Origin of the sequence: Rhizobium sp. BK251, from assembly GCF_004345245.1 — a bacterium.
Lineage (GTDB): Bacteria > Pseudomonadota > Alphaproteobacteria > Rhizobiales > Rhizobiaceae > Rhizobium.
In genome coordinates this window covers 294648-314992 of sequence record NZ_SLUQ01000008.1, presented here as the reverse complement: position 1 = coordinate 314992, position 20345 = coordinate 294648, and the positions used below count along the sequence as shown (strand labels likewise).

The window sequence follows — 20345 nt, the reverse complement described above, 5'->3', positions numbered from 1 at the left end:
CTCCTGGGCGGGAAAATCGTTAGCGGACACGGCTATTCAGCGCCTCACTACTATAGAGTTGAAGTTGTTTTGCAAAGGGTGACCACCGCGCTGCGGCATGGTAAAGAATTTGTTGACTCCGTTCACGTAGTATCCAGCGTAGCGGTGCCAAAGCGCCGCGAGAGCAAACTCCAGAACAACGGACGCGATCGCCAATGCCCCAGAAACGCAGACATGCATTCGGTAGTATTGCCCTGGCGCTCATGCTCAGTGCCACGGCAGGATTTCTCCCCTCTAACGCTAATGCCGACACCGGGTTCCGCAAGTGGATCGACGGTTTTTATCAGACGGCAGCGCAGAATGGCATAACCTCGGCCACATACCGCAAGGCATTCGCGGGCGTGACCGAGCCGGATCCGACGGTGCTGGAGAAGGCTGCATTCCAGCCCGAGTTCACCGCGAAGATCTGGGACTACGTTGATTCGCGCGTCAATCCCTACACGGTCGATATCGGCCGTCAGATGGCACGCAAGCATGCCCGCACGCTGAAGGTGCTGGAGCAGCATTTCGGCGTCGATCGCAACATCATCCTCGCCATCTGGTCGATGGAATCCAATTATGGCGCAGTGCTGGACAAGGAAGATCGCCTGCATTATGTGCCGCGCGCACTGGCAACGCTCGCCTATGCCGATCCCAAGCGCGCCAAGTTCGCGCAGAAACAGCTGATCGCCGCGCTGAAGATCCTGCAGAACGGTGACGTTTCCGCCAAGGAGATGACGGGCTCCTGGGCAGGCGCCATGGGGCACACGCAGTTCATCCCCACCAGCTACCTTCTCTACGCAGTTGACGCCGACGGCAACGGCCATCGCGATATCTGGAACTCCGTGCCCGATGCACTGGCAACCACGGCCAATCTGCTGATGAAGAATGGCTGGCAGACCGGCAAGACCTGGGGCTACGAGGTGGTTGTCCCGGGCGGCGCTGGCGCTCAGGAGGGCACGACGCGCACGCTTTCGGAGTGGGCCTCCCTTGGTTTCCTCCGCGCAGGCGGCAAGGGCTTCCGCAACGGAGCGGACCGGGCAACGCTGAAGCTGCCGGCGGGAGCAAACGGCCCAGGCTTCCTGATGACCAAGAACTTCTTCACCATCAAGCGCTACAACGCCTCGGACACCTATGCCCTGGCTGTCGGCCTGCTCGCCGACGAGATCGCCGGCTATGGCGGCCTGAAGCAGCAGTGGCCGCGTCCGGCCGGCACGCTCGACATGAAGGAAAAGTTCGAGCTGCAGAACCGCCTCAAGGTCCTCGGCTATTACGATGGCGAGATTGACGGTAACTTCGGCTCGGGCTCGAAGGCTGCCATCTCTGCCATCCAGAACCGGATGGGAATGACCCCGGACGGCCAGCCGTCCAAGGATCTCCTGGACGCGCTGCGCCGGTAGCCGGTGATCTCTCGGCATGGCATCTTGGGTGGACTGCGGGTCCCTTCTTGTGAGAAAATGAAGAAAACAGGAATGGGACGGATGGACACCAGGGAACGCCAGGCGCGGGCGTGGCCGCTCAAACGGCTTTCCGCCGGTCTGCTCGCCGCATGCGTGGGGATTGTCTGCCTTGCGCCGCTCGCCGAGGCTCAGGAACGCTATCAGCGGCGCTCGCTGCTGGAGTTTTTCTTTGGCCGGCGCGTGGCACCTCAATACTACGCCCCGGCCCAGCCGCCACCTCAAAGACGGATCGTCAGGCCCCGCGCCCGCACCGTAGCGCCGCGGGTTGCTCCTGCGGTCGTTGCGGCTCCGCCAAAAGCGCCCGCAGTCGAGAAACTCGACAATGCGAAAAAGATCCTCGTGGTCGGCGATTTCCTCGCGGGCGGGCTCGGCGACGGGCTGGAAGCCGCCTTCGAAAACTCCCCCGGCGTCATCGTCGATACCCGCAGCAACGTCGCCTCCGGGCTGGTGCGGGACGACTACTATAACTGGCAGCAGCAACTGCCGATATTCCTGGATGAGGCGAAGCCGGCGATCGTCGTGGTCGAGATCGGCGCGAACGACCGCCAGCAGATGACCATCAACGGGGCGAAGGAGAAGTTCCGCACGGATGCGTGGTTTGCGGAGTATCGCCAGCGCGTGCTCACCTTCGCGAAGGCGGCAACGGACCGCAAGCTGCCGCTGCTCTGGGTCGGCCTGCCGGCCTTCGATTCACCGTCCATGACGGCGGATGCAGTGCAGATGAACCAGCTCTATCGCAACCAGGTCGAGACGATAGGGGGAGAATTCATCGACGTCTGGGACGGCTTCGTGGATGAGAACGGCAAGTTCGTCGTAACCGGCTCGGATATCAATGGCCAACAGGTGCGCCTGCGTACCGCCGACGGCATCAACCTCACCGAGGCCGGACGCCGCAAGCTTGCCTTCTATGTCGAAAAAACTGCACGACGCCTGCTCGGCGACCAGGCAAGCCCGGATCTCGCCCGCCTGGATTCGGGCAGCCTGCCGGGCACGATCAATCTTCCACCATCCGAGTTCAACGCCATCGTGCGAACCCAGCCGATCAGTCTTTCCGATCCGGAACTCGATGGCGGATCCGAGCTCCTCGGCGGCGGAGCGATGCCGGTCACCGTCAACAAGTCGCCGCGCGACCTGCTCGTCGAGAGCGGAAAAATGGCCCCAGCCCCCGCCGGACGCGTCGACGACTATCGCCTGGCACCAGCCAAGCCCACAACGCAGGCAAAGCAATAGAAAGACCCCGAAATTCGAGGGCCTCCAGTTGAGAGTTTTGCGATTCATGATCCACTTTTCGGACATTCAATCGCAGACCAAGCAAAGTCACAGCATGACCATCAGGCATCTCGAAACAGCCCGTCTCCATCTGCGCGGGCTTCTTCCGACGGACACCTCGTTCATCAACGAGTTGATTGGCCATGAGGAAGTCCGCCGTTTCCTCGGCGGTCCGGTGCCGGCCATTCGCCGTGATGCGGTTGTCTCCAGCTATTTCATGGTCGATGAGCGAGAAATGATTTGGCTCGCCGAAACCAAGGATTTTGATCAACCCCTTGGTTTGCTCTTCATATCCAATCATAGAGAAGGAGAGGATCTCGAGCTGTCTTACCAGTTTCATCCCGACTCATGGGGGCTCGGTTACGCCATCGAAGCTACCAAGCGGGTCCTCGAGTATGCTCTGAACGATATGCGGCTCGAACGGCTCATAGCAGAGACCCAGTCTGCCAACATCGCATCTTGTCGTCTTCTTGAAAGACTGGGGATGAAGGAGTTGCGGCGAGTGCAGCGCTTCGGAGCCGAACAGGTCATCTACACAAGCTGAAATACCGGACGCAATGGGCTCAAAGCTGTCGTCACAAAATCCTAACTTTCGCGGCAAAAACAGAGGATTGAAACCCCCCCGAGGAATTTCGGTCGCGAAAGTCGCTGGCGAAAATTCGTGAGACTGTCTGAAAACTGGTCTAAACGGTTTCCGCGTCAGGTCCGGTCGCCAATACAGAGCCTACTCCTACGGTCGCTATGCCTACTATCTGATTGGTATCGAGAGCCCTTGCTATCAAAAACCGCCGTAGACCGAACATTGCGACCATGGGGGCTGCAACCGCCAGAAAGTCGCCACCTGTGAAGCTAAGGGCCCATATGACGGCCACCGCCGATACAGCGAGGAGTACCCCCGAATATCTCCAACGGCTGGTCATCGACAAGCCGCCAATTCCAACAAAGCCACGTTCGGAGAAGAAACTCAGCCCGCATCCGGCTAGGAAGACGGTGACCAAAACCCCGCGGTATGAGTGGGCAACGAGAGCAGCACTAAGTTCGCGGGCACCGGCATAGAAGCTGGCCATGATTATCGGCGTAATGATCAGTAGATGAGTATTTATTCCCAGCATGATGGGATTGAATTGAAGCCGAAAATAACGAAACGCGATGAACAACGCTGCTGCCAGACCCGCTCCGATCCAGCCGGATAGCTGCAAATCCACATCGCTGCGCCAAAGCGCAAGAAAAACGATCGACGGCGTGGCTTCCAGAATATCCGTCAACCACTCGCGTTGCAGCGACTCTTTCATTGCTCGCAATTCCCCAGCAGTTCAGGCTTGCTCTCCACTCTAGTCCTGAACAGTACCATTTTCTACCGTGAGTAAATACGGCCTCAATTCCCCACGATGTTGCGTTGTGCCAGCGTTTGCCATGGCCCATCTTTCGGGAACAGACTCACAACTGCAGAACGCTCGGTCGTAGTTATGCGACCGGCTCTTGCGACAGAAAGCATTCCACATTTTAGCTGGGAGGCCAAAATTCGAGGGCCTCCCATCAATTCGATCGGTCTTTCCCCGCGCCGTCAGCGTGGCAGAACTGTCGCGCCCATCAGCGCCTCGTCGATGGAACGTGCGGCCTGGCGGCCTTCGCGGATCGCCCAGACGACCAGCGACTGGCCGCGGCGCACGTCGCCGGCGACCCAGAGCTTGTCGACCGACGTCTTGTAATCGTCCTCGTTGGCAACGACGTTGGTCGAGCCGCGGCGGTCGGTGTTGAGCGAGAGCGAGCCTTCAAGCTCCTTCAGAACGCTGTTGTCGAACGGACCGCGGAAACCGATGGCGATGAAGCCAAGATCGGCCTTGATGACGAATTCCGTGCCGGCGATCGGCTTGCGCTTCTCGTCGACCTCGCAGCACTTCACGCCGGTCAGGACGCCGTCCTCGCCGACGAATTCGAGCGTGGCGACCTGGAACTCGCGCACGGCTCCTTCTGCCTGTGATGACGAGGTGCGCATCTTGGTGGCCCAGAACGGCCAGACCGCGAGCTTGTCTTCCTTCTCCGGCGGCTGCGGGCGGATGTCGAGCTGGGTGACCTTCACCGCGCCCTGGCGGAAGGCGGTGCCGACGCAGTCGGACGCCGTATCGCCGCCACCGACGACGACGACATGCTTTCCGCCCGCGAGGATCGGATCAGCCGGCCAGCCGACGCTGTCGATGTTCTCGCGGCCGAGGCGCTTGTTCTGCTGCACCAGGTAGGGCATCGCGTCATGGACGCCGGCAAGGTCGATGCCGGGGATGCCCGCCTCGCGCGGGGTTTCCGAGCCGCCGCAGTAGAGCACGGCGTCGTGCTCCGCGAGCAGCTGCGCAACCGGCAGGTCGACGCCGACATTGACGCCGCAATGGAAGGTGACGCCTTCGCCCCGCATCTGCTCGACGCGGCGGTCGATGAAGTTCTTCTCCATCTTGAAGTCGGGAATGCCATAGCGCAGCAACCCGCCGGGCTTGCTCTCGCGCTCGTAGACATGGACGTCGTGGCCGGCGCGGCCGAGCTGCTGCGCAGCCGCCATGCCGGCAGGACCCGAACCGATGATCGCGACCTTCTTGCCCGTATGCATCGTCGCCGGCTGCGGGCGGATGAAGCCGAGCTCATAGGCCTTGTCGGCGATCGCCTGCTCGACGGTCTTAATGGCGACCGGCGCATCCTCGAGGTTCAGCGTGCAGGCCTCCTCGCAGGGGGCGGGGCAGACGCGGCCGGTGAATTCCGGGAAGTTGTTGGTCGAATGCAGGTTGCGGATCGCCTCTTCCCAGTTGTTGTTGTAGACGAGGTCGTTCCAGTCCGGAATCTGGTTGTGAACCGGGCAGCCGGTCGGGCCATGGCAATAGGGAATGCCACAGTCCATGCAGCGGGCTGCCTGTTTCTGCACTTCCTGGTCCGACATGGGGATCGTGAATTCGCGGAAATGCCGGATGCGATCCGATGCAGGCTGGTACTTCGCAACCTGCCGGTCGATTTCCAGAAATCCTGTTACCTTGCCCATACTTTCGTCCCTTACTACCCTCATGACCGCCTCGCCTGCGGCCCGTTGTCTATGGTCAGCCCCATGTCCCGGGGCAAGTTGTTTGTCTCGACCGTCATTAGAACATATCCCTTGAAAGCCATCCAAGCGTTTCCGACAGCATTCGGCCGTCGGCGCAATCGGCATCAGTCATTGAGATATTTCGGTCATTCGCCACATGGGTGAACCCGTGTGGCGGATTGTTCGACGCGCTTATTCCGCTGCGATGCCCATCCGGCTGCGCTCCATTTCCTCGAGCGCACGGCGGTATTCGACCGGCATGACCTTGCGGAATTTCGGGCGGTACTCGGCCCAGTCGTCCAGGATCTGCTTGGCGCGGGTCGAGCCCGTATAGTGCAGATGATTGGAGATGAGCTGGTAGAGCCGCTCCTCGTCATGTCGCGTCATGTCACCGGAGACGTCCACGCGTCCCTTGTGCATGAGATCGCCACCGTGATGGTGCAGCCTCTCGAGCATGTCGTCCTCTTCCGGAACCGGCTCGAGCTCGACCATCGCCATGTTGCAGCGCTTGGCGAAATCGCCCTGTTCGTCGAGGACATAGGCCACGCCGCCGGACATACCGGCTGCGAAATTGCGGCCCGTTCCACCGAGCACGACGACCACGCCGCCCGTCATGTATTCGCAGCCATGGTCGCCCACGCCTTCAACGACGGCGACCGCGCCCGAATTGCGCACGGCGAAGCGTTCGCCCGCGACACCGCGGAAGTAGCATTCACCCTCGATTGCGCCGTAGAGCACCGTGTTGCCGACGATGATCGAGTTCTCCGCGAGGATCTTCGAGTTCTCCGGCGGACGGATGATGATCTTGCCGCCGGAAAGACCCTTGCCGACATAGTCGTTGCCGTCGCCGATGAGGTTGAAGGTGACGCCCCGCGCCAGGAACGCCGCGAACGACTGCCCGGCCGTGCCTCTCAGCGTGACGTTGATCGTGTCCTCCTTGAGGCCGCGGTGGCGATAGCGCTTGGCGACTTCGCCGGAGAGCATGGCACCCGCCGAACGGTCGACGTTCTTGATGTCGACCTCGAAGGCGACCGGCGTCTTGGAAGAGAGCGCAGGCTCCGCCTTCTCGATCAGCTTGCGATCGAGAATGTCGTGGATCGGATGGTTCTGGCGCGTCGTCCAGTAGGTCTCTTCCTTCGGCGCCTCGACCTTGTGGAAGATGCGCGAGAAGTCGAGCCCCCTCGCCTTCCAGTGGGCGAGCATCCCGTCCTTCTCCAGGAGTTCGGATGCGCCGATGATCTCGTCGAGCTTGCGCGCACCGAGCGAGGCCAGGATTTCGCGCACTTCCTCGGCCACGAAGAAGAAGTAGTTGATGACGTGCTCGGGCGTGCCCTTGAAGCGCTTGCGCAGCACCGGATCCTGAGTGGCCACACCTACCGGACAGGTGTTGAGGTGGCACTTGCGCATCATGATGCAGCCGGCAGCGATCAGCGGCGCGGTCGCGAAGCCGAATTCGTCGGCGCCGAGGAGAGCCCCGATGATGACATCGCGGCCGGTCTTGAGGCCACCGTCCACCTGCAGGGCAACGCGCGAGCGAAGCCCGTTCAGGACCAGCGTCTGCTGGGTCTCGGCAAGGCCGATTTCCCAGGGCGAGCCGGCGTGCTTGAGCGAGGTCAGCGGCGAGGCGCCGGTGCCGCCGTCATAGCCGGCAACGGTGATGTGATCGGCGCGCGCCTTGGCAACGCCCGCCGCAACCGTGCCGACACCCACTTCCGAGACGAGCTTCACGGAAACGTCGGAGGTCGGGTTGACGTTCTTGAGGTCGTAGATGAGCTGCGCCAGATCCTCGATCGAATAGATGTCGTGATGCGGCGGCGGCGAGATGAGACCAACCCCCGGCGTCGAGTGACGGGTCTTGGCGACCGTCGCATCGACCTTGTGGCCAGGCAGCTGGCCGCCTTCGCCGGGCTTCGCACCCTGCGCCACCTTGATCTGCAGCATGTCCGCATTGACCAGATATTCGGTCGTGACGCCGAAGCGGCCCGATGCGATCTGCTTGATCGCCGAACGTTCCGGGTTCATCGAACCGTCCGGAAGCGGCATGTAGCGATCGCTCTCCTCGCCCCCCTCGCCGGTGTTCGACTTGCCGCCGATCCGGTTCATGGCGATGGCGAGCGTCGTATGCGCCTCGCGGCTGATCGAGCCGAAGGACATGGCCCCGGTCGAGAAGCGCTTGACGATGTCGGACGCCGCCTCGACCTCTTCCAGTGGTACCGGCTTGCGGCCGGAAGCATCGGCCTGCTTGATCTTGAAAAGACCGCGGATCGTGTTCATCCGAAGCGTGGACGCGTTCACCATCGCGGAGAACTCGCGATAGCGGTCCTCGGCGTTGCCGCGAACGGCATGCTGGAGCGCTGCGACCGCATCCGGCGTCCAGGCATGGCTTTCGCCGCGCATGCGATAGGCATATTCGCCGCCGATATCGAGTGTCGTCGCCAGGATCGGATCCTTACCGAAAGCGGCCTGGTGGCGGGCAACGGTCTCGTTGGCGATCGCCTCGAGACCGACGCCTTCGATCATCGTCGCGGTGCCGAAGAAGTACTTGTCGACCAGTTCGGACTGCAGGCCGATCGCATCGAAGATCTGCGCGCCGCAATAGGACTGGTAGGTCGAAATGCCCATCTTGGACATGACCTTGAGGATGCCCTTGCCGACCGCCTTGATGTAGCGGTAGACGACTTCGGTGGCATCCACTTCCTTCGGGAACTCGCCCTTTGCATGCATGTCGAGCAGCGTGTCGAAGGCGAGATAGGGGTTGATCGCCTCCGCGCCATAGCCCGCAAGCAGGCAGAAGTGATGGACCTCGCGCGGCTCGCCGGTTTCGACGACGAGACCGACGGAGGTGCGCAGCCCCTTGCGGATCAGGTGATGATGGACGGCAGCGGTTGCGAGAAGCGCCGGGATCGCAATGCGGTCCGGCCCGATCTGGCGGTCGGAGAGCACGATGATGTTGTATCCGCCCTTGACCGCCGCTTCCGCACGCTCGCACAGGCGATCGAGCATTTCCGGCATGCCTTCGGCGCCGCGCTCGACATCATAGGTGAAGTCGAGCGTCTTGGTGTCGAAGCGGTCTTCTGTGTGGCCGATCGAGCGGATCTTTTCGAGATCGCCGTTGGTCAGGATCGGCTGGCGCACCTCGAGCCGCTTGGCGTTCGCCATGCCGGTATGATCGAGGATGTTGGGTCGCGGGCCGATGAACGAGACGAGGCTCATCACCAGCTCCTCGCGGATCGGATCGATCGGCGGGTTCGTGACCTGTGCGAAGTTCTGCTTGAAATAGGTGTAGAGCAGCTTCGACTTGTCGGACATGGCCGAGATCGGCGTGTCCGTGCCCATGGAGCCGATCGCCTCCTGGCCGGTCGTGGCCATCGGCGACATCAGCAGTTTCGTGTCTTCGAGCGTGTAGCCGAATGCCTGCTGGCGGTCGAGCAGCGAGACGTCGCGGCGCAGCGCCCGCGGCTCCACCGGCTTCAGGTCCTCGAGGATCAGCTGCGTGCGGTCCAGCCACTTCCGGTAGGGATGCTTGGTCGCAAGCTGCGACTTCACCTCGTCGTCGGAGATGATGCGGCCTTGCTCCATGTCGATCAGCAGCATCTTGCCCGGCTGCAGGCGCCACTTCTGGATGATGGTTTCTTCCGCCACCGGCAGAACGCCCGCTTCCGACGCCATGATGACGCGGTCGTCATTTGTCACGAGGTAGCGTGCTGGACGTAGGCCGTTGCGGTCGAGCGTCGCGCCGATCTGCTTGCCATCGGTGAAAGCGACGGCCGCCGGCCCGTCCCACGGCTCCATCAGGGCGGCATGGTACTCGTAGAAGGCCTTGCGTTCGGCCGCCATCGACTGGTTGCCGGCCCAGGCCTCCGGGATCAGCATCATCACCGCATGAGCCATGGAATAGCCGCCGCGCACGAGGAATTCGAGCGCGTTGTCGAAGCAGGCGGTGTCCGACTGGCCTTCATAGGAGATCGGCCAGAGCTTGGAGATATCGTCGGCGAAGAGCGGCGAGGATACGGAGGCCTGGCGCGCCGCCATCCAGTTGACGTTGCCGCGCAGCGTGTTGATCTCGCCGTTATGGGCGACCATGCGATAAGGATGGGCGAGCTTCCACGATGGGAAGGTGTTCGTCGAAAAGCGCTGGTGAACGAGCGCCACGGCACTTTCGAACCGCGGGTCCGAAAGGTCCTTGTAGTAGGCGCCCACCTGGTATGCGAGGAACATGCCCTTGTAGACAAGCGTCGCGCTCGAAAGCGAAACCGGGTAGAAGCCGTTTTCCTCGCCTTCGAATTCGTCGTAGATGCGGTTGGAGATCACCTTGCGCAGCGTGAAGAGCCGGCGCTCGAACTCGTCGTTCGTCGCGGCATCGCGCCCGGCGCCGATGAAGACCTGGACGTGGTGCGGCTCGGTGGCGGCGATCTGCGGAGCCTTGGAGAGTGACGAATTGTCCACGGGCACGTCGCGGAAGCCTAGGAACACCTGGCCTTCCTCGGTGATGACGTCCTTGATCACTTTCTTGAAGTGCTCGATCTGCTTTTCGTCATTCGGCATGAAGATGTGGCCGACACCGTATTCGCCTGCCTTGGGCAGGGTAATCCCCTGCGCGGCCATCTCCTCGCGGAAGAAGCGGTCGGGAATCTGAACCAGAATACCGGCACCATCGCCCATCAGCGGATCAGCACCGACGGCGCCGCGATGGGTGAGGTTTTCCAGAATGAACAGGCCGTCGCGCACGATCTGGTGCGACTTCTGGCCCTTCATATGTGCGACAAAGCCGACGCCACAGGCGTCATGCTCGTTGCGCGGATCGTAAAGGCCCTGTTTCGCTGGCAAGCCGGAGGCAGATTTACGCGTTTCGGCCGTCGCGCGCACGTCTGCTGCTGCGAACTGGTCAAAACCCGTGGATGGCGTCTTCGTCATCGTATCTTCCTCCTTCAGGGCCCGCGGCTGCGGGCGGCTTTTCGTCGAGCGCCGTACCCTTTGACACTAGGTTCGGCGCATGACAGCGCTGTTGCATTGTGAAGATTCGGTCGCTGGCGTCGCTCGGAAAAGCGAACCGTCGCGTTCCGCGCCTGCCATTCGCCTCCGCGCCGCCAATGGCTGGCGCTCCGGGGACTATAGCGTGAAACCCAGCAAACGTCAGGGTTTTTGGCGCCTCTTCGGCCACAGGGGCCAAAATAGGACAGCAACACTGTCCTAATTCACCAGTTCTATGCCAGAAAGAGGCTCCCTCTGCAAGAGCGCTTCGCTAAAAAAACGTTACCTAAAGACGGAAGATTGCCAGATGCGCAAAATTAGAGAAAGAAAATTACACCGCACCGCAGTATTTTGTTTATTGATTGCGTAGTTCAATTTCCGTGATGGATCGCGACACCCGCCCTTGATCCGCCTTCGCATTGCCGTAATGTCCGCGGTCATTCCAACGATCCCAAGAATTCCAGACGGTTCTCCCATGTTTTTTGCTTCCGATAATTGGGCTGGCGCCCACAAATCCATTGCCGAACGCCTCCTCGCAGAATCCACCGGCTTTGCCGCCGCATATGGCGCGGGCGACCTCGACAAGAAGGTCGAGGCACGCTTTGCCGAAATCTTCGAGCGCGAGGTCTCCGTTTTCTTCGTCGCCACCGGAACTGCCGCCAATTCGCTTTCGCTTGCAAGCGTGCAGCGCCCCGGCGGAATCGCCTTCTGCCATACCGCGGCCCATGTGATTGCCGATGAATGCGGAGCCCCGGAGTTTTTCAGCAGTGCCCGCCTCCACGGCGTGCCGGGTCAAGACGGAAAGATCGATCCCGCAAAGCTGGCAGAAAAGATCGCTGCATTCCCGCAGACCGCCGTGATGCACGGCCGGGCGACGGCAGTCACGATCACCCAGGCGACCGAGGTCGGTACCGTCTATTCCCTCGCGGAGATCGACGAAATCGCCAGGATCGCGAAAAGGGATAACCTGCCGCTCCACATGGATGGTGCGCGCTTCGCCAATGCTCTCGTCGCGCTCGGTGCCACTCCGGCCGAGATGACATGGAAGCGCGGCATCGACATGCTTTCCTTCGGAGGCACGAAGAACGGCTGCTGGTGCGCGGAGGCGATCGTCTTCTTCAATCCGGAGCAGGCGAAGGAAATGCCCTTCATCCGCAAGCGTGCCGCGCAGCTCTTTTCGAAGTCGCGCTTCATTGCAGCCCAGTTCGACGCCTATTTCCAGGACGGGCTGTGGCTTGACCTCGCCCGGCACGCAAACGGCATGTCCGATCGGCTGCGCGCCGGCATCAATGCCAGCAATTCGGCCCGGCTCAGCTGGCCGACCTCGGCGAACGAGGTCTTCGCTGTCATCCCGAAGAGTGCAGCAAGAAACGCGGTGGAAAGGGGCGCTAAATTCTATGAATGGCCGGTCCCGCCCGCGACCCCCGAGCTCGTCGGCCCGGACGAGACACTGATCCGCCTCGTCACAAGCTTCGCGACGAGCGAAGCGGATGTCGACGGTTTCCTGGATTGCCTTGCCGCCTGAAGGCCCAAACTAGTTTCGATTGACTATGACGACGGCCGATGGCGCTCCATTGTCCGTCGTCTTTGCGTCGTGCCCGACGACGATGATCATCATCACGCAGGCGACCAGTCCAGATACGAATATCGCTCCATAAATCATCGGTCCGTTCTCCTTGCCCCGAACGTCGACCGTGGATGGCCCGACCCTAGGCGCCGAAGGTCACCAGATGCCTAAGCGAAAGGGTTGAGAGCGCCTTAACATGGTAAGCGGCCCGTTAACGTTTGCGTGAGGAGGCCTGCAAAGCAGAAACCTGAATGGAACTTCACTGCGGCTGGCGCGATTTACAGCAGGAAATCCGCAGCCAGGAAGTGAAATGAGTCATGAAAAAACTAGCAGTTGTTATTATTTCCTTCGCAACCGCCTTTATCGGTATCTCCCCAGCCCAAGCGTTCCCCATCGCAAACATCGAAAAGCCGGCTGTGACGCCAAATGTCGAACAGGTCCGTTACAACGGCTGGTATCGGCACCATGGTTACGGGGGCCACCGCTATTATGGCGGTCGCTATTATGGTGGTCGCTACTATCACCATCACCATAACTACACCGGCGCCATCATCGGCGGTCTCGCAGCCGGCGCCATCATCGGCGGCGCCCTGAGCGCCTCGCAAGAGCCGCGCTACTACTACAGCGGCGATTCCCACACGCGCTGGTGCTACGGGCGCTATCGCTCGTACAGGGCTTCCGACAACACGTTTCAGCCCAACAACGGCCCGCGCCAGCAGTGCGTTTCCCCCTGATATAGCCGCTGCGTGCGGCTTCGCCGACCGACGCTCGAAACCTCGCCTGCCCCCTTTGAGCAGGCGGGGCTACTCTCAGGCACTGGAACGCAGGCTGCGCACCTTGCCGAGGATGTCTTCCGACAGTGCCGACACCAGTGCCTGATCCGCACCCTTGCGGGGCACGAGGACGAATTCGACGTCCTCCAGCGTGGGCAGCCTGCCCGGGGAGATCTCCTTCAGACCGGACGGTGCCATGCTCCGCGGCTGGACCAGCACGCCCATCCCGGCGCGGGCGGCAGCGGTTAGTCCGCTCAGGCTGCCGCAGGTGCAGACGATCCGCCATGCGACGCCCTGTCGGCCAAGCGCTTCAAGTGCGATGGCACGCGTGACGCTCGGTGGCGGGAAGGCGATGAGCGGCAGCGGCGACGTGGAGAGCGCCCGCGCCGGATCTCGGGCGAACCAGACCAGCGGCTCGCGATAGACAAGCCGGCCCCGCGCATCCCCCAACCGGCGCTTGGCGAGAACGAGGTCGATTTCGCCGCGGTCCTGCATGACGTAGAGCTCGCCGCTCAGAGCGACGGTCAATTCAAGGTCGACGGACGGGTGGGAACGTACGAAATCTTCCAGCACCGCCGGCAACTGGCTCGTCACGAAGTCTTCGGAAACACCGAGCCGCAGTCGGCCGCGCAGGCTCGTCTGTGCAAAGAGCGAGCGCACCTGCCCCTCGAGGGCCAGCATCTGTCTCGCATGGCCGAGAAGCGCCTCGCCATCGGCTGTCAGGACCGCCTTGTGGGTGTCGCGTTCCAGCAGACGGCGTCCAAGCGCCGCTTCCAGCCGTTGGACATGCTGGCTGACCGTGGATTGACCCAGTCCGAGCCTCTCCGCCGCGAGCGTAAAACTGCCCATCTGCTCGACGGCAATGAAACTGCGCAATTGCGTGAGGTCGAGCATCGGAGTCATCCTGTTTTACGATAACTGTTATTCCTTGCATCCAGCATCATAATGCCTCAAAAGTTTATCGTCTAGCGAAAGAGGATTTGATGCGCCGGTTCCTGCCCGACACCTTCACTATATTGCTGGTTCTCACGGTAGCCCTTGCCTCGGTCCTGCCGGTGCATGGCGTCGGCGCCGACTATTTCGGCATCGCGACGGATGTCGCGGTCGGCCTCCTCTTCTTCCTGCATGGCGCGCGGCTTTCGCGCGATGTCGTCGTCGCCGGCATGCTGCACTGGCGCCTGCATCTCGTAATCCTGCTGGTCACTTTCGGCGTGTTCCCGTTGCTGGGCCTTGCGCTCGGCGTCCTTTCGCCGACCTTCATCCCGCAGCCGCTCTATCTCGGCATTCTGTTCCTTTGCGTGCTGCCCTCGACCGTCCAGTCTTCGATCGCCTTCACGTCGATCGCTGGCGGCAACGTGCCGGCGGCCATCTGCTCGGCCTCGGCATCGAACATCTTCGGCATGTTTCTGACACCACTTCTCGTCGGGCTTCTCTTTTCCGCCGGCGGCCATGGCGGCTTCTCGTGGGATGCCCTGGAGCAGATCCTGATGCAGCTTCTCGCCCCCTTCGTTGCAGGCCAGCTGCTTCAGCCCTGGATCGGCGACTGGATCCGCGCAAAGAAGAAGATCCTGATGCCCGTCGACCGCGGCTCGATCCTCATGGTCGTCTATTCCGCCTTCAGCGCAGCCGTCGTCGCCGGCCTTTGGCATACGTTCTCGATCGGCGATATCGCCGCCGTCATCGTCGTCGACATGATCCTGCTTGCCGCCGTGCTGGTCCTGACCATGTTCGGCAGCCGACTGCTCGGATTTGACAAGGCGGACGAGATCACGATCACGTTCTGCGGCTCGAAGAAGAGCCTGGCGAGCGGCGTGCCGATGGCAAACGTCATCTTCGCCGGCCAGAGCATCGGCGCGATCGTGTTGCCGGTGATGCTCTTCCACCAGGTCCAGCTGATGGCCTGCGCCGTTATCGCCCAGAAATATGCGGCCGCTGCCGCCCGGCGGGCCAGCGCGAAAGAGATCGAGCAAGCGGTAAGCCCCGCATAAAGAAACGGCGCCCCCAAGGGCGCCGTTCTCATTTCCATGCACGGAAGCGGATTAGCTGTTGACCTGGGTCTCGATGGTCTTCGGCGCATTCACCGGCTCGGCCGCGATAGCGATCTTGCGCGTCTTCATGGCTTCGGGGATGCTGCGCAACAGGTCGATATGCAGCAGGCCATTCTTCAACGAAGCGGCAGCTACCTCGACATGGTCGGCAAGCTGGAAGCGCCGCTCGAAAGCACGCTTTGCAATACCGCGATAGAGGAATTCACTGCCTTCGGCCTTTTCCTCGCTCTTCTCACCCTTGACGGTGAGCACGTGGGCCTTGGCTTCGATGGTGAGCTCGGTTTCGTCGAAACCGGCAACGGCCATGGTAATGCGATAAGTGTTCTCGCCCGTGCGCTCGATGTTGTAGGGCGGATAGGTCTGGCCCTGGTCCGGCTGGGCAAGGCTGTCGAGCATCGTGAACAGGCGATCGAAACCGACCGTGGAACGATAGAGGGGAGAAAAGTCTACGTGACGCATGTTGTCCTCCTAGGGAAGCGACGAGTTGCGATATTGAGTGCCCCTCGGCCCCGCACGCGGCGACTTCGGGACGGTTCAGCGGACCCTTTCGGCACCCGCAGAATGCAGATGGTGATGCGCGCCGGGGACTTCAAGACCTCTCCGGCAGCCCGGAAAATCACCCTCTGCACGCATCGCCATGGCCGCCTCCCGGCGTTCAAAATCGTCGTCGGCAAACATGAGTATCGAGGGGAACCTGCCGTCACCCGATGCGCCCGCGGCATTTGTTTGCGCTCAGCCGGAAACCACCTGAATTTTGCGTGAATGCCGGTTCGGCCCCCGTTCATGGGGGATCGCCTATTCCTTTTGCCGTCGGGTGCAAATGGCCCGATGACTGAAGTGTATCGTCCCTTCTTCTTCAGTCCGGGAGCGAAGCCCGACTTCGCCCCCGACCTGGCCGGACCGTGCGGACCTCTCTACCCGGCACGGCCGGCCTTTTTTCTTTGATTTTCGCTCCGCTTGCGCCTACGCCTTTACCCACAGATTCCGAGACCCACCGCAGCAGGCGCCATGGATTCGATCCTCCATTCCTCCCCGGACAATCCCGCCCCCGAGAACCGTTCCGAAGGCTTCTTCGAAACACATGACAAGCTGAAGCTGCGCTACGCCATCTTCCGCTCCAGCCATTCCGTCGCCAAGGGAACGGTCGTGTTGCTCCACGGGCGCAACGAATTCATCGAGAAGTATTTCGAGACCATCCGCGACCTCACCGCCAAGGGCCTCTGGGTCGCGACCTTCGACCTGCGCGGCCAGGGCGCCTCTGCGCGGATGCTGAAGGATGTTACCCGCGGCCATGTGCGCCGCTTTGCCGACTACGAACGCGATCTCGACAGTTTCCTCGAACAGGTCGTCCTGCCCGATACCCGCCTGCCCTTCTTTCTGCTCGGTCATTCGACCGGCGGGCTCATCGCGCTCTCGGCCGCGCCGCGGCTGTCGACGCGTATTGAAAGGATAGTGCTGTCGGCCCCCTTCGTTGGCCTCACCGGGCAGGCTGCCCCCGAAGGGGTGATCCGGTTCCTGTCTACGACTGCCAGTGGCCTCGGCCTCGGCTCGATGCAACTGAACAGGCGCTTCAAGGAGCCTTCCTTCGAAGACAATCCGCTGACCTCCGACGAAGCCCGTTTCGAGCGCAACGCGAAGCTGATGCGTGAGCATCCCGAACTCGTCCTCGGCCCGCCGACCGCCCGCTGGCTCTGCGAGGCTTTCCGGACCATCGACCAGGTGAGCACGCCGGAGCATCTCTTCTCGATCACGATCCCGACGATCCTGATTGCGCCGACGCGCGACGGCGTCGTCCCCTATGCGGCGCAGGAGCAGCTTTCGCGCTATTTCCGTGCGGCGCAGCTCATCCCTGTTCCCGGTGCCCGGCATGAGATCTTTCAGGAAAGGGACGTGTATCGCAACGCGGCCCTTGCCGCCCTCCATGCGTTCATTCCCGGCAGCGATGCCGAGCAAAGCACGGAGATCATCGGAACGGGCGTCTGAAGCGCCGGCCTATCGCGCGAGGATCGCCAGCGCCTGCTCGTGAATGGCCCGGCTGCCGGCGGCAATGATCGAACCGCCCATTTCCGGACGTCCGCCATCCCAGGTGGTGATGATCCCGCCCGCCTGCTCGATGACCGGGATGAGGCCTCCGACATCATAGGGCTTCAGGTTGTTCTCTATCACCAGGTCGACATGGCCGGCAGCAAGCAGCGCATAGGCATAGCAATCGACGCCGTAGCGGAAGAGGCGCACCTTGCCTTCCACCGCGCGATACTTTTCAAGCTCCGAATCGGAAAAGATATGGGGTGACGTCGTAAAAAGGATCGCCTCTGAAAGGCTGCCGCAGTCGCGCGTCGCCAGCCGGCGCGCTCCTTCCGGCCCGGCGTAGAAAGAGCCTTCGGCATCCGCGAAATAGCGCTCGCCGGTAAAGGGCTGGTCGACCATGCCCGCAACCGCGCGGCCGTTTCGCTGCAGCCCGATCAGCGTTCCCCAGACGGGCACGCCCGAGATGAAGGCCCGCGTTCCGTCGATGGGGTCGATAACCCAGACATATTCGCGGTCGAGGCCGATGTTGCCGTGCTCCTCGCCAAGGATGCCGTGATCGGGAAACTCCCGCTCGATCAGCGCCCGAATCGCAGCTTCCGCCGCCTGGTCGCCTTCGGTTACCGGGTCGAAACCGCCCGCGATCTTGTTCGCGACGTCGATACCCTTGCGAAAACGCGGTAGGGTCTCGGCCTTGGCCGCATCGGCCAGACGATTGAAGAAGGTGCGGTCTGGAAGCATGACGATCCTGCTGGCTGGAAAATTGGCATTTTCTTAGACGATTATCCCGCGATTGCAAACGAAGGAGGCAGCCGCGGAGGAGTTTGCACTTTATTTTTGCAGCGCAATAAACTGCTTGACATTTGTGCAACGCAATAATATTTTGAGCCTACAGTCTTCTGACTGTAAATACCCTCCTTGGGTGTTTCCTCCCTAGACTTAACCGCTCTTCGGAGCGGTTTTTTTTGCCGATCCGACCGACGGATCGCAGTCTCGCCTATTCGGCGGCGAGCGCTGTATCGTCTGCAAACTTCTCGACATACTGCGCCATCGAACGCATGAAATCGCTGATCGCGGCGGCGACCGCGTCGAAGTCCGGACGTTTCTGCAGCGTGAATTCGTCCACATAGATGGATCGGTTCACTTCGATTTGGAGGGCGTGGAGCCCGCGGGCCGGTCGTCCGTAGTGCTCGGTGATGAAGCCGCCCGCATAGGGCTTGTTGCGAATCGCTGAAAACCCCAGGTCCTCGAGAAAATGGATCGCGGCGCGCGAAAGATCCGCCGATGCGCTCGTCCCGTAGCGATCCCCGATGATGAAATCCGGCCTCGTGTTGCTGCCTGCGACGCGGATATTGCCCGGCATGGAGTGGCAGTCGATCAGGATCCCGAAGCCGAACTGGACGTGCGTGCGGGCAATCAGCCGCCGCAGTGCCGCGTGGTAGGGCTTGTAGATCATCTCGATGCGCTCGAGCGCTTGTTCGACGGGAAACCGCCGCGCATATATCTCCATGTTCTCGGCGACAATGCGCGGGATCGTCCCGAGACCGCCGGCCACGCGCAGGGAATTGATGTTGGCAAAGGGCGGCAGCGAGCCCTCGAACATCCGCGGGTCGAGCTCGTAGGGCTCGCGGTTAACATCGAGAAAGGCACGCGGAAAATTGGCGAGCAGGAGCGGAGCGCCGAGTTCGCTTGCCGCCGAAAAGAGCTCGTCTACATAGTGATCCTCCGAGCGCCGCAGCGCCATGCCCTGGAGGCGCGACTGCGCGACGAATTCCGGCGGATAGATCCGCCCGCTATGGGGAGAATTGTAAACAAAGGGTATGGACTGAGTAGTTGGCTCACGAACCTCGAAGAGCTCGAACTCGCGGATTTCGGGAAACATCCGACCCCTTTACCATGTCATGAACTTGTCGTGGCATTCATGTTGCCAGTTGCCTGCGCGCAAGTCCATACTATCTATAGAGGGAATCGACGGCCCTTTCTCAGCGGAATTCACCGGATATTTACCAAGAGAAGCCCACTGTAGACGAGCTCGTGGCTCCGACGGAAATCATCGAATAGCGGTTCAATAATGACTCAGAAAATACTTCTTGCCGAAGACGACAACGATATGCGCCGGTTTCTGGTGAAAGCACTCGAAAAGGCCGGCTACAAGGTTTCGTCCTTTGACAATGGAGCCAGTGCCTATGATCGGCTGCGCGAAGAGCCTTTCTCCCTGCTCTTGACGGATATCGTCATGCCCGAGATGGATGGCATCGAACTTGCGCGCCGCGCGACCGAGCTCGACCCGGACCTGAAGGTGATGTTCATCACCGGTTTCGCAGCTGTTGCCCTCAATCCTGATTCGAAGGCTCCGAAGGATGCAAAGGTCCTTTCCAAGCCCTTTCATCTTCGCGAACTGGTCGATGAAGTGAACAAACTCCTTGCCGCATAAGGGGTCCGGCGCAGGGTCACAAAACCGAAAAAAGTCTATTGACGGCACCTCGGGTTTTGTGGTCTATGCGCCGCCAACGGATGGGCGTGTAGCTCAGCGGGAGAGCACTACGTTGACATCGTAGGGGTCACAGGTTCAATCCCTGTCACGCCCACCATCCTTTCAAAGGGCCTAGCGGGAAACCGCTAGGCCCTTTCGCTTTTGGCCTGCCGCCTGCAGACACTCGCTCGCGCGGAGCTCAGTCGAGAAGGTCCGCCGGCACCTTGCCGCCGTTCTCGGAAAGCTTCTTCATCAGCGCCTTGTGCAGCCACATGTTCATTTTTGCCGTATCGTGCGTGTCGCCGGCATAGTGGAGTTCCGCTGCAAGTTCCTTTCGCTCGGCGAGGCTCGCATCCATGCCCACGGCCTTCATGAGGTCGACAACGGAATGGCGCCAGTCGAGCTTCTGGCCGCTTTTCTTGACCGCCGCGTCAAGAATGGGTTCCACATCGATCGCGACCGCTGGAGCACTCTGGGCTGGCGCTGGCGCCGGAGCCGATGCGGATGCTGGCGGGGCGGCAGGAGCGGCGCTTGCCGCTGCAACCTTCGGAGCCGGAGTGGCAGGCGTCGACGCTTGGGCAGCTTGCACCGCTGGTTGCGCCGCCACGGCTTCTCCAAAGATCGCGTGCTTTATCTTGTCGAAAATGCCCATTCCTCAACCTCCTCATCGTTTCGGAATTGCC

General features: G+C 61.4%; 17 protein-coding genes and 1 tRNA gene. 9 read left to right on the top strand and 9 right to left on the bottom strand.

Annotation, left to right across the window (positions count from 1 at the left end; genetic code table 11):
* Positions 1-194: 194 nt before the first annotated feature.
* The 3 genes from EV286_RS21985 (at position 195) to EV286_RS21975 (ending at position 3291) form a co-directional block, all read left to right on the top strand.
* Entirely contained in the window at positions 195-1418 is a 1224-nt protein-coding gene (locus EV286_RS21985; RefSeq protein WP_132959293.1) for a lytic murein transglycosylase, read from the top strand.
* Positions 1419-1490: 72 nt separating this feature from the next.
* Complete coding sequence (locus EV286_RS21980) at positions 1491-2708, top strand: DUF459 domain-containing protein (RefSeq protein WP_132959292.1); 1218 nt, start codon at positions 1491-1493, stop codon at positions 2706-2708.
* A 94-nt stretch (positions 2709-2802) separates the two neighbouring features.
* Positions 2803-3291, top strand: a complete 489-nt coding sequence (locus tag EV286_RS21975) for a GNAT family N-acetyltransferase (protein WP_165932910.1) — start codon at positions 2803-2805, stop codon at positions 3289-3291.
* Between the two features lie 139 nt (positions 3292-3430).
* Here the strand turns inward: EV286_RS21975 and EV286_RS21970 are convergent, their stop codons facing one another.
* From EV286_RS21970 to gltB, 3 genes are all read right to left on the bottom strand, one after another.
* Positions 3431-4039 (bottom strand): hypothetical protein, encoded by a 609-nt coding sequence (locus EV286_RS21970; RefSeq protein ID WP_132959290.1) that lies wholly within the window; start codon positions 4037-4039, stop codon positions 3431-3433.
* A gap of 272 nt (positions 4040-4311) precedes the next feature.
* On the bottom strand, positions 4312-5766 hold the full coding sequence (locus EV286_RS21965) for a glutamate synthase subunit beta (protein WP_132959289.1): 1455 nt from the start codon (positions 5764-5766) through the stop codon (positions 4312-4314).
* A 231-nt stretch (positions 5767-5997) separates the two neighbouring features.
* Positions 5998-10719 carry a glutamate synthase large subunit gene (gene gltB / locus EV286_RS21960; protein WP_132959288.1) on the bottom strand — a complete coding sequence of 1574 codons (4722 nt, stop codon included), beginning with the start codon at positions 10717-10719 and terminating at the stop codon, positions 5998-6000.
* Between the two features lie 532 nt (positions 10720-11251).
* Between gltB and EV286_RS21955 the strand changes: the two genes are divergently transcribed.
* Positions 11252-12301 (top strand): low specificity L-threonine aldolase, encoded by a 1050-nt coding sequence (locus EV286_RS21955; protein ID WP_132959287.1) that lies wholly within the window; start codon positions 11252-11254, stop codon positions 12299-12301.
* 9 nt (positions 12302-12310) lie between these two features.
* On the opposite strand, the gene EV286_RS32780 is transcribed toward EV286_RS21955, so the two are convergent.
* On the bottom strand, positions 12311-12439 hold the full coding sequence (locus EV286_RS32780) for a hypothetical protein (protein ID WP_281041100.1): 129 nt from the start codon (positions 12437-12439) through the stop codon (positions 12311-12313).
* A gap of 221 nt (positions 12440-12660) precedes the next feature.
* On the opposite strand from EV286_RS32780, the gene EV286_RS21950 reads away from it, so the two are divergent.
* On the top strand, positions 12661-13077 hold the full coding sequence (locus EV286_RS21950; protein WP_132959286.1) for a BA14K family protein: 417 nt from the start codon (positions 12661-12663) through the stop codon (positions 13075-13077).
* Between the two features lie 75 nt (positions 13078-13152).
* Here EV286_RS21950 and EV286_RS21945 read toward each other — a convergent pair whose 3' ends face one another.
* Complete coding sequence (locus EV286_RS21945; protein ID WP_132959285.1) at positions 13153-14010, bottom strand: LysR family transcriptional regulator; 858 nt, start codon at positions 14008-14010, stop codon at positions 13153-13155.
* An 89-nt stretch (positions 14011-14099) separates the two neighbouring features.
* Between EV286_RS21945 and EV286_RS21940 the strand changes: the two genes are divergently transcribed.
* Positions 14100-15104 (top strand): bile acid:sodium symporter family protein, encoded by a 1005-nt coding sequence (locus tag EV286_RS21940; protein WP_132959284.1) that lies wholly within the window; start codon positions 14100-14102, stop codon positions 15102-15104.
* 51 nt (positions 15105-15155) lie between these two features.
* Here EV286_RS21940 and EV286_RS21935 read toward each other — a convergent pair whose 3' ends face one another.
* Positions 15156-15623, bottom strand: coding sequence for an Hsp20 family protein (locus EV286_RS21935; protein ID WP_132959283.1), 468 nt, complete (start codon positions 15621-15623; stop codon positions 15156-15158).
* A 549-nt stretch (positions 15624-16172) separates the two neighbouring features.
* On the opposite strand from EV286_RS21935, the gene EV286_RS21930 reads away from it, so the two are divergent.
* On the top strand, positions 16173-17147 hold the full coding sequence (locus tag EV286_RS21930) for an alpha/beta hydrolase (RefSeq protein ID WP_132959282.1): 975 nt from the start codon (positions 16173-16175) through the stop codon (positions 17145-17147).
* 9 nt (positions 17148-17156) lie between these two features.
* On the opposite strand, the gene hisN is transcribed toward EV286_RS21930, so the two are convergent.
* Both hisN and EV286_RS21920 read right to left on the bottom strand, forming a co-directional pair.
* Entirely contained in the window at positions 17157-17930 is a 774-nt protein-coding gene (hisN, locus tag EV286_RS21925) for a histidinol-phosphatase (RefSeq protein WP_132959281.1), read from the bottom strand.
* 256 nt (positions 17931-18186) lie between these two features.
* Entirely contained in the window at positions 18187-19071 is an 885-nt protein-coding gene (locus EV286_RS21920; RefSeq protein WP_132959280.1) for an N-formylglutamate amidohydrolase, read from the bottom strand.
* A 189-nt stretch (positions 19072-19260) separates the two neighbouring features.
* Between EV286_RS21920 and cpdR1 the strand changes: the two genes are divergently transcribed.
* Positions 19261-19623 carry a response regulator CpdR1 gene (cpdR1, locus tag EV286_RS21915; RefSeq protein ID WP_111162680.1) on the top strand — a complete coding sequence of 121 codons (363 nt, stop codon included), beginning with the start codon at positions 19261-19263 and terminating at the stop codon, positions 19621-19623.
* 82 nt (positions 19624-19705) lie between these two features.
* A tRNA-Val gene (locus EV286_RS21910) sits at positions 19706-19780 on the top strand.
* A gap of 81 nt (positions 19781-19861) precedes the next feature.
* Here the strand turns inward: EV286_RS21910 and EV286_RS21905 are convergent.
* On the bottom strand, positions 19862-20314 hold the full coding sequence (locus EV286_RS21905; RefSeq protein ID WP_132959279.1) for a DUF3597 domain-containing protein: 453 nt from the start codon (positions 20312-20314) through the stop codon (positions 19862-19864).
* Positions 20315-20345 lie beyond the last annotated feature (31 nt).

What these genes read in the sequence shown, in the direction of transcription:
- EV286_RS21985 (WP_132959293.1), top strand. Translation starts at nt 195, where the DNA reads ATGCCCCAGAAACGCAGACATGCATTCGGTAGTATTGCCCTGGCGCTC.
- EV286_RS21980 (WP_132959292.1), top strand. Translation starts at nt 1,491, where the DNA reads ATGGGACGGATGGACACCAGGGAACGCCAGGCGCGGGCGTGGCCGCTC.
- EV286_RS21975 (WP_165932910.1), top strand. Translation starts at nt 2,803, where the DNA reads ATGACCATCAGGCATCTCGAAACAGCCCGTCTCCATCTGCGCGGGCTT.
- EV286_RS21970 (WP_132959290.1), bottom strand. Translation starts at nt 4,039, where the DNA reads ATGAAAGAGTCGCTGCAACGCGAGTGGTTGACGGATATTCTGGAAGCC.
- EV286_RS21965 (WP_132959289.1), bottom strand. Translation starts at nt 5,766, where the DNA reads ATGGGCAAGGTAACAGGATTTCTGGAAATCGACCGGCAGGTTGCGAAG.
- gltB (WP_132959288.1), bottom strand. Translation starts at nt 10,719, where the DNA reads ATGACGAAGACGCCATCCACGGGTTTTGACCAGTTCGCAGCAGCAGAC.
- EV286_RS21955 (WP_132959287.1), top strand. Translation starts at nt 11,252, where the DNA reads ATGTTTTTTGCTTCCGATAATTGGGCTGGCGCCCACAAATCCATTGCC.
- EV286_RS32780 (WP_281041100.1), bottom strand. Translation starts at nt 12,439, where the DNA reads ATGATTTATGGAGCGATATTCGTATCTGGACTGGTCGCCTGCGTGATG.
- EV286_RS21950 (WP_132959286.1), top strand. Translation starts at nt 12,661, where the DNA reads ATGAAAAAACTAGCAGTTGTTATTATTTCCTTCGCAACCGCCTTTATC.
- EV286_RS21945 (WP_132959285.1), bottom strand. Translation starts at nt 14,010, where the DNA reads ATGCTCGACCTCACGCAATTGCGCAGTTTCATTGCCGTCGAGCAGATG.
- EV286_RS21940 (WP_132959284.1), top strand. Translation starts at nt 14,100, where the DNA reads ATGCGCCGGTTCCTGCCCGACACCTTCACTATATTGCTGGTTCTCACG.
- EV286_RS21935 (WP_132959283.1), bottom strand. Translation starts at nt 15,623, where the DNA reads ATGCGTCACGTAGACTTTTCTCCCCTCTATCGTTCCACGGTCGGTTTC.
- EV286_RS21930 (WP_132959282.1), top strand. Translation starts at nt 16,173, where the DNA reads ATGGATTCGATCCTCCATTCCTCCCCGGACAATCCCGCCCCCGAGAAC.
- hisN (WP_132959281.1), bottom strand. Translation starts at nt 17,930, where the DNA reads ATGCTTCCAGACCGCACCTTCTTCAATCGTCTGGCCGATGCGGCCAAG.
- EV286_RS21920 (WP_132959280.1), bottom strand. Translation starts at nt 19,071, where the DNA reads ATGTTTCCCGAAATCCGCGAGTTCGAGCTCTTCGAGGTTCGTGAGCCA.
- cpdR1 (WP_111162680.1), top strand. Translation starts at nt 19,261, where the DNA reads ATGACTCAGAAAATACTTCTTGCCGAAGACGACAACGATATGCGCCGG.
- EV286_RS21905 (WP_132959279.1), bottom strand. Translation starts at nt 20,314, where the DNA reads ATGGGCATTTTCGACAAGATAAAGCACGCGATCTTTGGAGAAGCCGTG.